Annotated in this window: 12 protein-coding genes and 3 rRNA genes; 10 read left to right on the top strand and 5 right to left on the bottom strand. The window is 43.1% G+C overall.

The window, feature by feature from the left end; genetic code table 11:
* The first annotated feature begins 1 nt into the window (after position 1).
* A complete protein-coding gene (locus CFK37_RS17310; protein WP_089063048.1) occupies positions 2-1,246 on the top strand; it encodes a metal-dependent hydrolase family protein in 1,245 nt (414 codons plus the stop codon).
* A 516-nt stretch (positions 1,247-1,762) separates the two neighbouring features.
* Here the strand turns inward: CFK37_RS17310 and CFK37_RS17305 are convergent.
* The gene (locus CFK37_RS17305; protein ID WP_089063047.1) at positions 1,763-2,986 is read right to left on the bottom strand and encodes a dicarboxylate/amino acid:cation symporter; all 1,224 of its coding nucleotides are present in this window, start codon (positions 2,984-2,986) and stop codon (positions 1,763-1,765) included.
* 262 nt (positions 2,987-3,248) lie between these two features.
* Here CFK37_RS17305 and cuyB point away from each other — a divergent pair, with 262 nt between their 5' ends.
* From cuyB to CFK37_RS17265, 8 genes are all read left to right on the top strand, one after another.
* Complete coding sequence (gene cuyB / locus CFK37_RS17300; protein WP_089063046.1) at positions 3,249-3,950, top strand: cysteate racemase; 702 nt, start codon at positions 3,249-3,251, stop codon at positions 3,948-3,950.
* Positions 3,947-4,960: a D-cysteate sulfo-lyase gene (gene cuyA, locus CFK37_RS17295; RefSeq protein ID WP_089063045.1), complete on the top strand. Its 1,014-nt coding sequence runs from the start codon at positions 3,947-3,949 to the stop codon at positions 4,958-4,960. The genes cuyB and cuyA overlap by 4 nt, the downstream gene beginning before the upstream one ends.
* 1 nt (position 4,961) lies before the next feature.
* A complete protein-coding gene (locus CFK37_RS17290) occupies positions 4,962-6,062 on the top strand; it encodes an alanine racemase (protein WP_172840524.1) in 1,101 nt (366 codons plus the stop codon).
* Positions 6,063-6,095: 33 nt separating this feature from the next.
* Positions 6,096-7,265 (top strand): threonine synthase, encoded by a 1,170-nt coding sequence (locus CFK37_RS17285; RefSeq protein WP_089063043.1) that lies wholly within the window; start codon positions 6,096-6,098, stop codon positions 7,263-7,265.
* A 639-nt stretch (positions 7,266-7,904) separates the two neighbouring features.
* Positions 7,905-9,470 (top strand): 16S ribosomal RNA (locus CFK37_RS17280).
* A gap of 237 nt (positions 9,471-9,707) precedes the next feature.
* Positions 9,708-12,627: ribosomal RNA gene (locus CFK37_RS17275) — 23S ribosomal RNA — on the top strand.
* 74 nt (positions 12,628-12,701) lie between these two features.
* Positions 12,702-12,817, top strand: a 5S ribosomal RNA gene (gene rrf, locus CFK37_RS17270).
* Together the 16S, 23S and 5S rRNA genes form the textbook arrangement of a ribosomal RNA operon.
* 267 nt (positions 12,818-13,084) lie before the next feature.
* Positions 13,085-13,504, top strand: a complete 420-nt coding sequence (locus CFK37_RS17265; RefSeq protein WP_089063042.1) for a DUF1801 domain-containing protein — start codon at positions 13,085-13,087, stop codon at positions 13,502-13,504.
* A gap of 631 nt (positions 13,505-14,135) precedes the next feature.
* On the opposite strand, the gene CFK37_RS20570 is transcribed toward CFK37_RS17265, so the two are convergent.
* Both CFK37_RS20570 and CFK37_RS17260 read right to left on the bottom strand, forming a co-directional pair.
* On the bottom strand, positions 14,136-14,258 hold the full coding sequence (locus CFK37_RS20570) for a hypothetical protein (RefSeq protein WP_281251597.1): 123 nt from the start codon (positions 14,256-14,258) through the stop codon (positions 14,136-14,138).
* A gap of 33 nt (positions 14,259-14,291) precedes the next feature.
* Positions 14,292-15,329 (bottom strand): AimR family lysis-lysogeny pheromone receptor, encoded by a 1,038-nt coding sequence (locus CFK37_RS17260; RefSeq protein ID WP_089063041.1) that lies wholly within the window; start codon positions 15,327-15,329, stop codon positions 14,292-14,294.
* A gap of 433 nt (positions 15,330-15,762) precedes the next feature.
* On the opposite strand from CFK37_RS17260, the gene CFK37_RS20715 reads away from it, so the two are divergent.
* Positions 15,763-15,843, top strand: coding sequence for a putative holin-like toxin (locus CFK37_RS20715; protein WP_425445391.1), 81 nt, complete (start codon positions 15,763-15,765; stop codon positions 15,841-15,843).
* Between the two features lie 183 nt (positions 15,844-16,026).
* On the opposite strand, the gene CFK37_RS17255 is transcribed toward CFK37_RS20715, so the two are convergent.
* Complete coding sequence (locus CFK37_RS17255; protein ID WP_089063040.1) at positions 16,027-16,323, bottom strand: TolB-like translocation protein; 297 nt, start codon at positions 16,321-16,323, stop codon at positions 16,027-16,029.
* A gap of 185 nt (positions 16,324-16,508) precedes the next feature.
* Positions 16,509-18,188, bottom strand: a complete 1,680-nt coding sequence (locus CFK37_RS17250) for a M4 family metallopeptidase (RefSeq protein ID WP_089063039.1) — start codon at positions 18,186-18,188, stop codon at positions 16,509-16,511.
* Between the last annotated feature and the right edge of the window lie 471 nt (positions 18,189-18,659).

Below are 18,659 nucleotides of genomic sequence, written 5' to 3'. Positions count from 1 at the left end.
AATGGCAAAAACGATTATTAAAAACGGATTATTAATTGATGGTAAGGGTGGAGAACCAAAAGAAGGTTCGGTTGTTGTAGTAGAGGATGACCGGATTGTCTTTATTGGTAATGAAACAAACTACACACAAACAGGGGATGAAGTGATCGTTGATGCACAAGGCGGGACGATTATGCCGGGTATTATCGATTCACATGTGCACATGATGATGGAATTTGCACCAATTGCTGACAGATTGGCAAGACCCTTTTCATTTATGTACTACCAGGCAGCCAAGTATCTGGAAAATACCTTGCATGCAGGTATTACCTCAGTACGTGATGCGTTAGGTACAGACCTAGGTGTTAAAAAAGCAGTGGAGGAAGGTTTGATCGCTGGACCAAGATTACAACTCAGTATTAATGCATTGACCATCACGGGAGGCCATGGGGATGGATATACTGTTTCTGGTAACACAGTAGATCTCATGCCGTCTGGATATCCTGGCATGCCTGATGGGAAGTGTGATGGTGTTGAAGAAGTACGAAAGAAAACGCGCGAAATGCTGCGTGCTGGTGCAGAAGTTATTAAAGTCCATGCAACTGGTGGTGTCTTAAGCGCAACCGACCATCCCGAATTTACTCAATTCTCTTTAGAAGAATTAAAGGTAATTGTGGAGGAAAGCCTCTTTCGAAAAGGTGTAAAAGTAATGGCACACGCGCAAGGTGCAGAAGGTATAAAGAATGCGGTGAAAGCGGGGATTCATTCGATTGAACATGGTATCTTTTTGGACGATGAGGCAATTGAACTGATGAAAGAAAACGGTACATTTTTAGTACCTACACTGCTTGCCCCTGTTGCAGTTCTTGAGACGGCAAAAGATGTGGGAATGCCGGAAACTGCCGTAGTTAAATCGAAGGAAGTCATCGAACATCATATGGCAAGCATTGCTAAGGCACATAAAGCTGGAGTTAAAATTGCCATGGGAACGGATGCAGGTGTAATGAAACACGGCACAAATTTAAGAGAACTTGGGTTAATGGCCGATATTGGCATGTCACCAATGGAAACAATTGTCGCTTCCACAAAAACGGCTGCTGAATGTTTAGGCTGGGAAGACAAAGTTGGAACGCTTGAACAAGATAAGCTGGCCGATATAATTATCGTTAAAGGTAATCCTTTAGAAGACATTTATTCGCTTGCTGATAACAATACGGTTCAGGTAGTAATCAAAAATGGCAAGGTTGAGAAAAATACCCTTGTATAAAGAAGGGCACTGAAAAAGTGGTGGATTTTATAAATTTAGCTATTCACCTTAACTTAGCATCTTGAATATACGGAGACTCCTTGAAAAAGAAACCCACTTTTTCTGCATGCGATGTTTCTCAAGGGAGCTTTCCTTGTCCTGCGGGAAGTAAGAGATCGGCGAGACCCCGTAGGACGGAGTTAATGAAGCCCGACTAAAACCGCCCTTTGCGGGCAACGTCGGCTACCCCTTGCCGGGGCAAGGAGGCTCGTCACTCGCCCTAAGGTGCGCGCAGTATATTCAAGATGCGGTCATAGATCCACCTATTTTGTGCTATATTTACCTTTTTCAGTGGCCTCGTATAAGGGCACTGAATCTTAGATTTTTTTATATCTTATACCGATAAAGATTTATGCTTTCTTAAAGTGCAAAAAAAAATCCGAACTACGTCAAATTCTAATCAAAGAATTTTGAATCATAGTTCGGATTTCTCTATGACTGAATCACTTTTGTCTCAGCCCCTTTTATGGGATTTTCTTATGAACTGACAGCAGAGCTTGATTCAGCATTTTGCTCGGACCTGTCAATAATTAGTGCGCCAGATGCGTCACCCGTGATATTTACAGCGGTACGGAACATATCCATAAAACGGTCAACTCCTGCTATCAGTGCAATCGCTTCTAACGGTAAATTTACTGTGGTCAGTACCAATACTAGCATGACTAAACCTGCCCCCGGTACTCCAGCAGCCCCGATTGAACCAAGTGTTGCAATCAGAACAATCATCATTATTTGTCCAAAAGTTAATTCGATTCCATATGCCTGTGCTGTAAAAAGGGCTGCAACACTTAAATATAAAGATGTTCCATCCATATTAATGGTCGCGCCTAATGGCAAAACAAAACTTGAAATCTTTTTTGAAACACCTAAATTATCTTCGGAACATTTGATAGTGACCGGTAATGTTCCGGAACTGCTCTGTGTACTAAATGCTACTAAACTGGCCGGTGCAATGCCCTTGAAGAACTGAATTGGACTCATTTTACCAAGCGTTTTAACAGCAATGGAATAAGTGATCAGTGCATGTACGATACAGGCAACAGCGACAACTGAAACCAATTTGATCAAAGGAAGCAATACAGATAGTCCGTATTCCCCGATGATTGGAGCTAATAAGCCAAAGATTCCAATTGGGATTAATTTCATGATAACCCAGGTTATTTTGTACATGATCTCAGCAAGTCCATCGAAGAAACGGTATACTGGCTCGGCTTTTTCCCCGACCATTGTAATACCTATACCCAAGAACAGGGAGAAGAAAATAATTTGTAAAATATTTCCGCTTGATAAACTCTCGAGAGGATTGGTTGGTATAATATTTAATAATACATTGATAAAACCGCCTGTTTCAGTTGCTTCAGGTATTTTACCAGCTGAGGAAATATCAACACCGGTACCGGGTGAGAATAATAATGCCGCTACCAGACCTATGCAAACTGCAATAAGTGTGGTCACTAAATAGTAGATGATCGTTTTTCCGCCAATTCTTCCAAGTGTCTTCATGTTGCCGGTGCTTGCAACCCCAACAATCAGAGAAGATGCAATTAAGGGAACGATAATGAATTGAATAAGGCGTAAAAATAAATCCCCCAATGGTTGAACGACTGCAATACCCGGTCCAAAGATAATCCCGGCAATGACTGCGATTACAAAAGCAATTAAAATTTGCGGAAGTAACCCTATTTTTCCGATTTTAGCCATTACAACTACCTCCTTTAAATGTGTTGACGAACAAAACAGTTTGGAATGCTTATACCCCCTTTTCGCAATCAATAGTTGGAATATTAAGTTAATTAATATCCCACGTCTTACTATATGAATATGTTTTGTCCATTTAATTAAGAACCTTTGTTGCGCTGGTAACCATTGTTTATTTCGACAAGTGATAAAATTAATTATTTTTAATATGTATATATGGAAGAGTTATTTTGGGAATGAAAATTGGACAAAGGGGGAGAGCAGAATGTCAAAGACGGTTGGGATAATTGGTGGAATGGGTCCTATGGCAACTGTTGATATGATGCAGAAAATTATTTCTCATACACCAGCGAAAACCGATCAAGAACATCTTCATATAATAGTCGATAATAATCCTAAGATTCCCGATCGGATGGCTGCAATTCTTAGTGGAGGAACTGACTTAGTTCCTTTTTTAGTTCAATCGGCACAACTTTTACAAAACACCGGGGCCGAATTGCTTGTGATTGCTTGTAATTCGGCACATTATTTCCTCCCCGAAGTTCAGAAGGAAGTCACTGTTCCTATTTTAAATATGCCAAACGAAACGGCGATATATATGAAGAAATTAGCATTAAAGAAGGTAGGAATGCTTGCCACTGACGCAACACTTCGGAAGAAACTTTTCCATAAGCCCTTTCAATCACAAGGAATCACCTTGCTTGAGCCCGATCCTTATATGCAAAAAATGGTGATGAAGGGGATTTTTCATATTAAACAAGGTGATTTAAAAAGTGGAAAAGCATGTTTTTTAAGTGTATGTGATTTATTAGTCAAAAATGGAGCAGAAGCAATTGTTGCAGGATGTACGGAAATATCACTTGTCCTTCATTCTACGGCTGCAGTTATTGTAATAGACCCAACAGATATTTTAACGCAATCCGTGGTGAAAGAAGGTTATGACCAATACGAGGGGGACTTATCATGAACTTAGCGAAATTTAAACGAAGAAAATATACAGAATGGGAAATACCGATTGAGAAACTGACTAACTTTTCAAGGGAGTTAAATGGCCCGGAAATTTATATGAAACGGGATGATTTACTTGGTTTAACCTCCGGTGGTAATAAAACCAGAAAGCTGGAGTTTCTCGTTGCTAACGCATTGGAACAGGGAGCAGATACGCTGATAACCTGTGGTGCTGTCCAATCGAACCATTGCCGGCTAACACTTGCTGCTGCAGTAAAAGAAGGGTTGAAATGCAGGTTAGTTTTAGAAGAGAGAGTACCAAACAGTTATCATAAAAATGCTAGCGGCAATAATTTTCTTTATCACTTACTTGGTGTTGAGAAGGTAAAAGTCGTACCTGGTGGATCCGATATGATGGAGGCAATGAATGGTATGGCAGAAGAGGTTGCTGGGGAGGGGAACAAGGCTTACATCATACCTGGTGGTGGCTCAAATGAAATTGGAGCTACTGGATATGTAGCCTGTGCTCAGGAGATACAGGAACAAACTTTTGCGAAGGGTATTAATATTGATCATGTCGTATGTGCGAGTGGAAGTGGTGGTACACATGCCGGGCTAGTCACTGGTTTTTATGGTTGCAATAGTCCAATTTCAGTAATTGGGATTAATGTAAGCAGGGAAAAGGAACAACAAAGGAAATTAATTGATGAACTTGTCCAAAAGACTGCCCGGTATGTCGGTGTTACGGGGAACATTCCTAAAGATACAATCACGTGCTTTGATGACTATGTTGGAGGTGGTTATTCAATTCCTACTATTGAAATGGGCGAAGCGGTTCGATTGTTAGCCAGAACGGAAGGAATTCTTCTCGACCCTGTGTATTCCGGGAAGGCAATGGCTGGGCTGATTGACCTTGTTCGAACTGGTTATTTTAGGAAAGATGAAAAACTATTATTCTTGCATACTGGTGGATCTCCAGCGCTCTATGCGTATAGGCCTGATGTATTGGAAAAGGAGAGGGGTCTCTAAAATGACCAGGCAATCGATAGAAGAATTGGATACACCGTCACTTATAATTGATTTTGACCAAATGGAAGAGAATTTGAAAGCTATGCAAAAATTCGCTGATTCTAAGGGGATTGCATTGCGCCCGCATACCAAAACACATAAATCGGCTGATATCGCTCATTTGCAATTAGAATATGGTGCCAAGGGTATTACGGTTGCAAAAGTCAGCGAAGCGGAAGCCATGGTTAATGCTGGTATCACAGACATTTTTATCGCTACAGAAATTGTCGGGAAACAAAAATTGGAACGGATTAGGACGATTGCAGCTAAAGCCACATTACGCGTGGCCGTCGACTCAATCTATCATGTGGAACGGTTTGCGGAATTTTTTGATGACCGGGTTCCGATTGAACTAATGATTGAAGTGGATACTGGCCATGGGCGTTGTGGTGTTAAACCAGATGATGCAATAATACTTGCAAATAAAATTATTCAGAGTTTCCCAGGGATTAAAATACGTGGTGTTTTTACTCACGAGGGGCATATTTACCATGCGGCAGATAAGGAACAAATGAAACAAGCTGCTATTCAAGCGCAGGAAAATGTGATAGAAATTGGGAAAAAAATCAAAGAAAAGTGGGGCATCGATTGTGAGGTCAGTGTAGGTTGTTCATTGGCACAATTGACTGGAATAATCCTGCCTGGTATAACGGAAATAAGACCTGGAACGTATGTCTTTTATGATGTCGGACATGGCTATTTCCTTACTGACTTAAAACATTGTGCCGCAACTGTGCTGGCAACCATTACATCGACAAGCAGCAGAGGCAAAGTGGTTGCCGATGCGGGAGCTAAATCCATGACAATTGATCAAAGATCGAGTGGAGTACTAAGAACGGATGGATTTGGGAAAATAAAGGGATATCCTGATCTTCTAATAAAGAAACTTTCCGATGAGCATGCTGTAATAAACGCTTCTGGTGCCTTGGAAATTGGTGATCGTATTGAAATTATTCCAAATCATGTCTGTCCGACCGTTAATCTGTATGATCGGGCTTACGGGGTTAGAAGAGGAAAGGTCGAAAAGGTAGTCTGGATTAGTGGCAGAGGATGTGTTCAATAGGTAGAATTCAGTTTTGGAATAGGGGGTGTTATAATTTTGTCCTATATATGCAGTATTTGCCATAGAATTTATGATTCCATAACTCTTGTATGGCGTTGTGAGTGTGGAGGGTTACTTGATCTGCGGTCTTTCGCTAGCCACTTTTCTATAAAAGAGGCCATAACGCGTCCTGCTACCATATGGCGTTATATCGATGCTCTTCCTTTCTGGGGAAACGATAAAGGATGGAAGTCAGTGTCGATGGGAGAAGGATTTACTCCTATCGTTCCACTCGATGGAACGGGATCCAGCATATTTGTAAAACTTGATTATTTGATGCCTACTCTTTCATTTAAAGATAGGGGAGCAGCTGTATTGGTAGCTAAAGCAAAAGAAATTGGAGTAACAAAGCTGGTCGCTGATAGCAGTGGTAATGCAGGGACTTCCATTGCAGCATACGCAAATCGTGCAGGAATAGAATGTCATATCTATGTACCTGAAAGTACTTCTCCAAAGAAAATCCAGCAGATTGTCAGGCACGGAGCAACTGTTCACACTGTACCAGGCAGTCGGGAAAATACGGCTAAAGCGGCGCAAAGAGCGGTAAACGAGGACGATGTATTTTACGCGAGTCACGTATACAATCCATATTTTTATCAAGGGACAAAAACCTATGCTTTTGAGGTGTTTGAGCAAATGAAGGAGGAAATACCGGATGTGGTGGTTGTTCCTGTTGGGAACGGCACCTTGCTATTGGGTGTTTACTATGGATTTAAAGAATTACTTGACCTTGGACTAATTAACAGGATGCCACGTATTCTAGCCATTCAGGCTGAAGGATGCGCGCCACTGGCATTGGCTTTTGACAACGGATTAGCCACTGCCCGGCCGGTTATCAATGAAGGAACTGCAGCGGAAGGAATAGCCATTGCCAATCCACCCAGAAGTAGTCAAATCCTGGCAGCGGTCCGTGAAACAGATGGTGTAATCGTCACTGCACCTGAATCATTGATTGATAGTACTCGGGATTATCTTGCCAAAAAAGGTTTTTATGTGGAGCCAACAACAGCAGCAACTTTTGCAGGCTTTTTCAAATATGTAGAGAGTTGTATACAAGGGAGAGCACTAGAAAAAGATAGACTTTTTAAAGTCGATCCCTTCCAACCAGGTTCTGACAGGAAAGTGGTGATCCCCTTATGCGGGGCCGGGATTAAGGCCGATTAAGCAGCAAAGTAAAATCTGCTTTTCTGCGCGTCAAGGATTAAATACGGTAATTCAGGATCTACTAGCAAAATTACTGCTACTGCTGCGTGCAGAGCAGTAATTTTTTCATTTTCCATGTACATTAAAAATAATTGTTGACATTACGCTTTAACGGTAGTATCATTATTTTTGCTGTTAAAAAACAGTGCTTTCCACCAGCGATGGAAAGTGAAAGGTTTAAATTAATCTATTAAAATATGAATGTAGTTGTTTGACACTTCATAATAGAAATGATATAGTTAATAGGTTGTCGCAAAACGCAACGAGATATTAATTAAAAATTTCTGTTGACATTTAAACTGTTGATGTGATAGATTAGTAAAGTCGCTGTTTTGAAAAGCGAACTGAAATTTGCTCCTTGAAAACTGAACAAACAATCAAGTAGTATGTCAAGCAAAGCGTAAGCGTCCGTTAGCGACGTATGGGATGGACTGAACCGCAGGAGATAAAGGGAACACGGTGAGCGAAAGCGAATCGATGTTGACCTTATCGTACGGAGGTGAAGGAAGTCCACTAGTCGCTGGACGCTGAAACTAGAGAAGCAACGAAACAAAGCTAAGACCATCGATAGAATTGATTGGTGTCGATTCTATTCAAACTTTTTTGGAGAGTTTGATCTTGGCTCAGGACGAACGCTGGCGGCGTGCCTAATACATGCAAGTCGAGCGCGGGAAGCAAGCAATCGCCCTTCGGGGCGTGAGCTTGTGGAACGAGCGGCGGACGGGTGAGTAACACGTGGGCAACCTGCCTGTAAGATTGGGATAACCCCGGGAAACCGGAGCTAATACCGAATAATACTTTTTATCACATGGTAGAAAGTTGAAAGGCGGCTTTTGCTGTCACTTACAGATGGGCCCGCGGCGCATTAGCTAGTTGGTGGGGTAATGGCCTACCAAGGCGACGATGCGTAGCCGACCTGAGAGGGTGATCGGCCACACTGGGACTGAGACACGGCCCAGACTCCTACGGGAGGCAGCAGTAGGGAATCTTCCGCAATGGACGAAAGTCTGACGGAGCAACGCCGCGTGAGTGATGAAGGTTTTCGGATCGTAAAACTCTGTTGTTAGGGAAGAACACGTATCGTTCGAATAGGACGGTGCTTTGACGGTACCTAACCAGAAAGCCCCGGCTAACTACGTGCCAGCAGCCGCGGTAATACGTAGGGGGCAAGCGTTGTCCGGAATTATTGGGCGTAAAGCGCTCGCAGGCGGTCTTTTAAGTCTGATGTGAAAGCCCACGGCTTAACCGTGGAGGGTCATTGGAAACTGGAGGACTTGAGTACAGAAGAGGAGAGTGGAATTCCACGTGTAGCGGTGAAATGCGTAGAGATGTGGAGGAACACCAGTGGCGAAGGCGACTCTCTGGTCTGTAACTGACGCTGAGGAGCGAAAGCGTGGGGAGCGAACAGGATTAGATACCCTGGTAGTCCACGCCGTAAACGATGAGTGCTAGGTGTTAGGGGGTTTCCGCCCCTTAGTGCTGAAGTTAACGCATTAAGCACTCCGCCTGGGGAGTACGGCCGCAAGGCTGAAACTCAAAAGAATTGACGGGGGCCCGCACAAGCGGTGGAGCATGTGGTTTAATTCGAAGCAACGCGAAGAACCTTACCAGGTCTTGACATCCTCTGCCAGCGATAGAGATATCGTGTTCCCTTCGGGGACAGAGTGACAGGTGGTGCATGGTTGTCGTCAGCTCGTGTCGTGAGATGTTGGGTTAAGTCCCGCAACGAGCGCAACCCTTGATCTTAGTTGCCAGCATTTAGTTGGGCACTCTAAGGTGACTGCCGGTGACAAACCGGAGGAAGGTGGGGATGACGTCAAATCATCATGCCCCTTATGACCTGGGCTACACACGTGCTACAATGGATGGAACAAAGGGAAGCGAAGCCGCGAGGTGTAGCAAATCCCATAAAACCATTCTCAGTTCGGATTGCAGGCTGCAACTCGCCTGCATGAAGCCGGAATCGCTAGTAATCGCGGATCAGCATGCCGCGGTGAATACGTTCCCGGGCCTTGTACACACCGCCCGTCACACCACGAGAGTTGGCAACACCCGAAGTCGGTGAGGTAACCTTTATGGAGCCAGCCGCCGAAGGTGGGGCCAATGATTGGGGTGAAGTCGTAACAAGGTAGCCGTATCGGAAGGTGCGGCTGGATCACCTCCTTTCTAAGGAAAAACAGGAAGCGAGAAGCTACATGTAGTGGAAGCTGACCTGTTTAACGGAATCCCTGTGATAACCTGCTGGTTATCCGGGGGCGTAAGACCTACTATTATGTAGGCCTTGACATATCAGGTTGTTTGTTCAGTTTTGAGGGATGCGAATCTCTCTTTTTGTACCTTGAAAACTAAATAAGAGCAAGATAGACAACGACATCAAAAACGTAAGTTCTTAATCATAAAGATAGTTAAGTGAAGAAGAGCGCACGGTGGATGCCTTGGCACTAGGAGCCGATGAAGGACGGGACTAACACCGATATGCCTCGGGGAGTCGTAAGTAGACTTCGATCCGAGGATTTCCGAATGGGGAAACCCGCTGTTCGTAATGGAGCAGTACGCGTATCTGAATACATAGGATACGTGAGGCAGACCCGGGGAACTGAAACATCTTAGTACCCGGAGGAAGAGAAAGCAAATGCGATTTCCCAAGTAGCGGCGAGCGAAACGGAATCAGCCCAAACCAGAAAGCTTGCTTTCTGGGGTTGTAGGACACTCCATTGGAGTTACAAAGAAATGCTTTAGATGAATCGATCTGGAACGATCAGCCAAAGCGGGTAAGAGCCCTGTAATCGAAAAAGCGTTTCCTCCGGAGTGGATCCTGAGTACGGCGGAACACGAGGAATTCCGTCGGAATCCGGGAGGACCATCTCCCAAGGCTAAATACGACCTAGTGACCGATAGTGAACCAGTACCGTGAGGGAAAGGTGAAAAGCACCCCGGAAGGGGAGTGAAAGAGATCCTGAAACCGTGCGCTTACAAGTAGTCGAAGCCCGTTTATGGGTGACGGCGTACCTTTTGTAGAATGGACCGGCGAGTTACGATCGTATGCAAGGTTAAGTGGAAGACACGGAGCCGCAGCGAAAGCGAGTCTGAATAGGGCGAAATAGTATACGGTCGTAGACCCGAAACCGTGTGATCTACCCATGTCCAGGGTGAAGGTCAGGTAACACTGACTGGAGGCCCGAACCCACGTATGTTGAAAAATGCGGGGATGAGGTGTGGGTAGGGGTGAAATGCCAATCGAACACGGAGATAGCTGGTTCTCTCCGAAATAGCTTTAGGGCTAGCCTCAATAGATGCGTACTGGAGGTAGAGCACTGATTGAACTAGGGGCCCTCACCGGGTTACCGAATTCAGTCAAACTCCGAATGCCAGCTACGTTACGTTGGGAGTCAGACTATGGGTGATAAGGTTCATAGTCGAAAGGGAAACAGCCCAGACCGCCAGCTAAGGTCCCAAAGTATACGTTAAGTGGAAAAGGATGTGGAGTTGCCCAGACAACCAGGATGTTGGCTTAGAAGCAGCCATCATTTAAAGAGTGCGTAATAGCTCACTGGTCGAGTGACTCTGCGCCGAAAATGTACCGGGGCTAAACGTATCACCGAAGCTGCGGATTGTTCTTCGGAACAATGGTAGGAGAGCGTTCCAAGTGCTGTGAAGTCAGACCGTAAGGACTGGTGGAGCGCTTGGAAGTGAGAATGCCGGTATGAGTAGCGAAAAAAGAGTGAGAATCTCTTTCACCGAAAGCCTAAGGTTTCCTGAGGAAGGCTCGTCCGCTCAGGGTTAGTCGGGACCTAAGCCGAGGCCGAAAGGCGTAGGCGATGGACAACAGGTAGATATTCCTGTACCACCTCATGAATGTTTGAGCGATGGGGGGACGCAGTAGGATAAGGAATGCGCACTTCTGGAAATGTGCGCCCAAGCAGCAAGGGAGTTGGATTGGCAAATCCGTCCAACAATTCTGAGCTGTGATGGGGAGGGAACTATAGTACCGAAGTTCTGGATTTCACACTGCCAAGAAAAGCCTCTAGTGAGTTCATAGGTGCCCGTACCGCAAACCGACACAGGTAGGCGAGGAGAGAATCCTAAGGTGATCGGGAGAACTCTCGTTAAGGAACTCGGCAAAATGACCCCGTAACCTCGGAGAAGGGGTGCTCCTTTAAGGAGGAGCCGCAGTGAATAGGCCCAAGCGACTGTTTAGCAAAAACACAGGTCTCTGCGAAGCCGAAAGGCGAAGTATAGGGGCTGACACCTGCCCGGTGCTGGAAGGTTAAGGGGAAGAGTTAGCGCCTTCGGGCGCGAAGCTTAGAACCGAAGCCCCAGTAAACGGCGGCCGTAACTATAACGGTCCTAAGGTAGCGAAATTCCTTGTCGGGTAAGTTCCGACCCGCACGAAAGGTGCAACGACTTGGGCACTGTCTCAACGAGAGACCCGGTGAAATTATACTATGTGTGAAGATGCACATTACCCGCGACAGGACGGAAAGACCCCGTGGAGCTTTACTGTAGCCTGATATTGAATGTTGGTACAGCTTGTACAGGATAGGTGGGAGCCATCGAAACCGGAGCGCTAGCTTCGGTGGAGGCATCCGTGGGATACCACCCTGGCTGTACGGACATTCTAACCCAGGACCGTAATCCGGTTCGGAGACAGTGTCAGGCGGGCAGTTTGACTGGGGCGGTCGCCTCCCAAAGAGTAACGGAGGCGCCCAAAGGTTCCCTCAGAATGGTTGGAAATCATTCGAAGAGTGTAAAGGCAGAAGGGAGCTTGACTGCGAGACCTACAAGTCGAGCAGGGACGAAAGTCGGGCTTAGTGATCCGGTGGTTCCGCATGGAAGGGCCATCGCTCAACGGATAAAAGCTACCCCGGGGATAACAGGCTTATCTCCCCCAAGAGTTCACATCGACGGGGAGGTTTGGCACCTCGATGTCGGCTCATCGCATCCTGGGGCTGTAGTCGGTCCCAAGGGTTGGGCTGTTCGCCCATTAAAGCGGTACGCGAGCTGGGTTCAGAACGTCGTGAGACAGTTCGGTCCCTATCCGTCGTGGGCGCTGGAAGTTTGAGAGGAGCTGTCCTTAGTACGAGAGGACCGGGATGGACACACCGCTGGTGTACCAGTTGTTCCGCCAGGAGCATAGCTGGGTAGCTACGTGTGGCAAGGATAAGTGCTGAAAGCATCTAAGCATGAAGCCCCCCTCAAGATGAGACTTCCCATCACTCTAAGTGAGTAAGATCCCTCAGAGACGATGAGGTAGATAGGTTCGAGGTGGAAGCGTGGCGACACGTGGAGCTGACGAATACTAATCGATCGAGGACTTAACTAACCATTGATTGTCATCTATTTCAGCTCTTATTTAGTTTTTAGGGTATAAATCATACCTTTTCCTTATTGGAATTGTCTGGTAGTTATAGCGGAGAAGTCACACCTGTTCCCATGCCGAACACAGCAGTTAAGCTCTCCAGCGCCGATGGTAGTTGGGGCTTTGCCCCTGCAAGAGTAGGACGCCGCCAGGCACAATAAAGTGGAGATACGTTCAATCGTATCTCCACTTTTTTTTATAATAAATTATATCAGCAGGCTAGGATAAAAACTGATGAATGAAAAGACAGTAAGGTAATACTGCAATAAAGGGAAGGGGTGAATGAGTGCTACTCAAATATCGCTGCATGTTGTGGGACTGCATATTTTTTCATTTAGTTAATAAATTCCCATGTATTTAAAAGGCATTGGCTTTTTATGGTAAGATAGCAGTACATGGCAATAAAAAGGAGTGATTATCTATGTACAAACAAAAGACCTTCGAAACAGATAATAGTGTTATCGAATTTATTGAAAGCGTGGAAAATTCCAAAAAGCAGAAGGATGCATTTAAATTACTAACCATTTTTGCTGAAACAACTGGTTACGACGCTAAGATGTGGGGAACAAGTATTATTGGGTTTGGTTCATACCACTATAAGTATGATTCAGGACATGAGGGTGACGCGCCGTTGGTTGGTTTTTCACCCAGAAAAGCTAAAATCAGTTTATATTTTGCGACTGGTGATGAAAAAAGGGAAGAGTTGTTAAAGGATTTTGGGAAACATACTACTGGAAAGGCATGTGTATATATAAATAAGGTAGCAGATATTGATATTAATGTTTTAAGAGATTTAATAAAACAGTCAGTAGCATTTTTGATGGATGCTTATCCTGATTAACCGTAGGAACTAATTCGTAGGGGCAAAAAAAGAATGTAAGTTGATTCCTTTGTCAAATTACTCGGAGATCATATTACATCCTGCTAATTATAGATCATCATTTTTATATTTTTTTAAACAAAGTAATTCTGTAACCTGTTAATCAACATCACCATATCCAGGATCATCATAATAGGATGATCCATGGACATATAAGGAAGCATCAGAAAATGATGCTGTTAAATGTTTAAGTGAGGAAAATACCTTGTCTTTTTTGATTTTAACACCCCCGGTCCCTGTTTGTTTGATTGTTCATTTCAGCTTATTCTTAAAACACCCCTAAACATAGGTATATATTACCATAAAACGGTTAGATGTAAATACCTAATCATTCGACAAATATCTCACTATTTAAACAAATTGTAGTCTTAAAGTGTTAATAGTTGGCTTTTTGCACTTGAAGAAGGATACTTACGTATAAAAAATCTGTACAAGGGAAGCCAACAAAAAACGGAATGTAATGAATGGATTCCTTGGATAGGAATTCCATATGTACATTCCGCTAATTGAGGGAGGATGACTATTATTTATCACATGTATTATCCCGAGATGGCTTTGTTTAATCAATAGGGCATCCCCCATGATAAACTTATCAATCAACATCCCCGTAACCAGGGTCAATGTAAAAAGATGGCCCTGTTGAAGCGCTTACTGGTGCACTAACAAAGAATATTGTTAAAGCAATAACTGAGAATAGCATTCCGATTTTTTTCATCCTTAACACCCCCTCTCAAGGTTTTCTTATCTATCAATTTAAATAAGCACCTGTTTTTTGTAACGCTAACATTGGCAGTCTGGCAAAAAAGTAATCACTCCGTTTTTCAATGAAACAGTTATACGACTGAAAAAGCAAATCCTTATCATAAGTGGCTAGTCCCAAGTAATACATTACAAAGGGAGATTCAAGTGATAGCTTTCTTAATAAACCCTCTGCTTTTTTCATGTTTCCCTTTACGATTTCAATATGTGCCTGTTCACTAGGGTCATTGGATGTAATTCCTTTCACCCTCCCGTGATGTGCAGCAAGAAATGGGATATTTCTGTTTTGAATAATACTGATATTATCCATTAATCCGTAATCCTTTGATATTTTACGGGCTGCCTTTAGATGATGCATGCCTTGTTGATAAGTATCAAATGTGTATGTTAATGCTAAATTTATGTTCATAGCTGCCTTTGTTCTTGGATTTTGCGTTAAGTTCAGGACCCGAAAGGCATATTTTCTGGACATAATGAGTTCATTCCTTACCCAATAATAGGTGAACATTACCTCATACAACCGAATATTAAAATAAGATAATAGAAATGGATCATGAACTGAATCAAATAAATATTGTTGTTTATCTAAGAAGTTTCCTATTGTTCCAAATTCATGCATGTCATAATGAGCGTTAATCTTTACAAACTCTATTAAACATATTAACTCAAACTCGTTACTGCGGAGAGATGTTACGTGGTGGAGAATTTTCAGTGGTGTCAAGCGATTTAACTTTCGATCCATCATAAGTTGATACACGGTTGCCCATTGGTTGTTTGACAGATTCCTAGATGCGCTGTTTTTTTCGATCAAAAGTTGCAAATCTTCATAATGGCCGTTCATGTATAAGTATTCCAGGCCTTTTTTCATTATCCCGCTATTACTACTTGTTAGGCACAGCTCACGAACCAGATCTTGTACAGTCTGTTCATCGTATTGTGTGGATAACATTGAGATAACATGTTCCAATGATATTTTGCTATTGTTTGCAAAAGTAAGTATTGAATTGGATACGGAATCAGTAGTCATTTTTAAGCTCCTAACTATAAAAACTTTTCTGAATCTTTAATTACATAATACCACAAATTTCGCAGGATAAAATAGGTATAAACACCCGATATTTCGACAAAGTTCGCGTAATTCAAATAATACAAATCTGTTAGAATACTACATTCATTTGACCAAATTAGACAAATTTTAGTAAAATATGACTAGATTTTAATGAAGGAGCAGATGTACACCATGTTACTGACCCGGCAGGAAGAGGAAAATATTGGGTTAGCAAATCCCGATTTGAGAATGCCTATAACGCGCTTCACTGGGGTGTAATTGGAAAATAGTACATTTGGCACGTATGTAAAAAGAAACCGGTTTTTGATACAATTAGATAAGTACAATAAGGCTTTCGTGGGTGGCGGTTTCACTCCCCTGACTTAAAAATAGGGAAGGGGGTGATGCCTATATGACGGTTTTTGAAACGCTTGTTTTAATGATTTCCTTCGGGACGTTAATTGTTGCAATACTGTCGAGCCATAAAAAATAACCACCCATGAGCCTGGCAAGCATGGTGGGTAGTTATTTCTTAAAAACCTATGTGTGAGCCGCCCCCTTGAAGGGCAGTTGTACAGAACCGTTGGTGGAGAACACCAGCGGTTTCTTTAGTTTATGCACGTTATCTATTTTTATTATACCCTAAATTCGTGGGGATGAAAACAGCAATAGGAACTTACGACGACCATTTCAGGGCGGTGATTACTGAATCCTTTATCAACTGAACAGATACAGGATGGGTGAGGTTAATCATCCATAATTCGTGTGCATATTCCTGTTCTGTGCAACCGGAAAGATAGGCAATTTTTCTGCTGTCAGGGGACCAGGTGACGGGTGTTGCATAACAATTCGAAATCGTATGAACCTGATTATTTCCCCCTCGTTTTCTTACTGTCCGAATCTGATTAAAATAACCCCTGTCAGAAGGGACAGTTGCACTGTATGCGATAAATTTATGTGTTCCAGGGTGCATCAGACCACTTCCTTTTTTTTTTGATAAGAAATATTATGATTACAGTTTATTCTATACCTGCTGTTATTGTTCGGGAAAGATACAAAAAATGTGGTACAAAAAACCAGGCTGGCGAGGGGGAATTCGCCAGCCTGGTTTATGAGTTTATGAAATCTTCACCTGTGTACGCGCCTGGTATTTTCTCTTTATTCCATAATTCCTACTTGGTCAAAACCGCTTGCTGCGGCTTGTGCTTCCGCGCTGCCTTCACCGTATAAATCCTCCGCTGATTGGACAACAGCGTGTCGTGCATCTTTAAAATCGGAATTTGGAGTCAGGTAATGAATCAATGCACGGTAATAGATCTGACCAAGCTTGTCCTTGCCTATTTCTGTTCCAATCAGATAGGCAGCATGGTTGGATATGGACGAGTTAATATGAACGCCACCATTATCTAAGCTTCGTGGCAAATCGTAATATTGATCCATATGGGAAGGATATGTGCCGCTTCCATCACCATATTCCGTGTAAATAGCACCAACCATATATTTACTTGGATTGGCTAAACTGCGAAGGGAAGTTCTACCCGAGGCAACTGCCTCATCAGCCATAATATCTTCGCCTAGTTCCCAATCTTCTTCATCGATTAAGGCGCCAAATATATCGGAAAAGGACTCGTTTAGTGCACCAGATTGAAACTGGTATTTTAATCCGGCAGTATGGGTGGTAACACCGTGAGTCATCTCATGGGCAGCCACATCCAGACCAGCAGACAGAGAAATAAAGTATTCACCATCGCCATCACCATAGGTCATTTGTTGTCCGTTCCAAAAGGCATTGTTATATTCCTGGCCATAGTGTACGGATGATTTAATCGCCATTCCCTCGCCATCAATGGAGTTCCGACCGTGTTCTTCAAGATAATAGTGATAAACCTTCTCTGAATTATAATGAGCATCTACAGCAGCCCGGTCATATTCCTCGTTAAAAGCAGCGTCTGTATCTGAAAATAAATCTCCAGGAAACGGTGCGTTCCATTGGTTATTAAGATCATAGGTGAGTATGCCTTCCAGATTTTCATGGGAAATGTCATTCAGGAAGAACATTGTCCCTTTGTTATCACCGGGAATGTTTTTATGGGAAATATGCAAATTGCGATGTTGTCCTAAAACTCCAGTACCTGAACCTGTTGAAGCCTTAAGTTGACCAACATCCATGAGAGTATTAACTTTGTCAATCACTACTCCACTGTGGGCATCAACGTATACGTACCAATTACCTGGATCTTGGCCAAGAAAATTTACATTTGTTTTATAGGCAACATGATTTTCACCTTGAAAAGGATAAATGACTAATTCTGTTGTCGGTTTATATGGCAACACATCAGGCGCGGAAACTTTTTCTTTTGCCGTTTTCAGTGCCTGATCTTTTGAAATGGATGGTTTTGTCGATAGATCAGTTTCCTCTAGTTCTTTATTGTAATATCCGTTGACACTTTGGACATTTCCATCTGTTCCATAGTGGACAATCATTTCGCTGCCTTCTACCGGAATACCGTTCACTGATTGCTGCATATGAACGTGTTTCATACCAATCTTGTCTTTTTTTGTCTTTTTGACTTTAAATTGGCCGTTTCCCTGTTCTATGTTGAGTAGTTGCTTATTTTTGCTGAGAAATCGTTTGGCATCTTTCGTGGTAATCTTCTCCAGCTCTTTCCCTTTTACATAGACGGGAACATTTAACTGTTTCATGTGGGGCTTTTGTTTTTGTAGCTCTTGGTGGATGAATGACACATCTTTTTCTGCGAATGCTTGTCCGCTCGATACCAGTGGGGTAGTAACCAGCGCTGCAGATAAAGCCATGGGTACAATCCATTTCTTATTCATCAACAAATCCCTCCTCAAATAGTGTAATTTCCATTATATATGAGGAATATCAACTTTTGTAAGCATAATTCGCACTATTTATTGTTTTGAAAAAACAGGAAACAAGTATGGAAAGTGGAAGTATATAGGACATTGGACCTCATAAAAATTGTTCTGAACATGGAAAGGGGCTGAGACATAACTAAAATGTTTGACAAAACAACCCAGCGCATTTTTTGCGAAAAATCACGTTCCCGCAGGAGTCAACGGTCTTCGCTCCAAACAACCATCGTAATAGTGGGTAAGCTATCGTTGTCTAGTCCCATATTAGCGCAGTGTTTTTCCGCAGCGGTGGAATAACACTCATATAAAGTTAGTTCGCGGTTTATGGACAATTCGCTGTAAGGTTTACAAAAACAGCCAAGAAAAATATCCGAACTGATTCAATTTCTAATCAAAGAATATTGAATCATAGTTCGGATTTCTCTCTTT

It is taken from the genome of Virgibacillus phasianinus (genome assembly GCF_002216775.1).
Taxonomy (GTDB): Bacteria; Bacillota; Bacilli; order Bacillales; family Amphibacillaceae; genus Virgibacillus_F; species Virgibacillus_F phasianinus.
The sequence above is the reverse complement of the archived record's forward strand: the minus strand, read 5'-3'. Positions and strand labels throughout refer to the sequence as shown.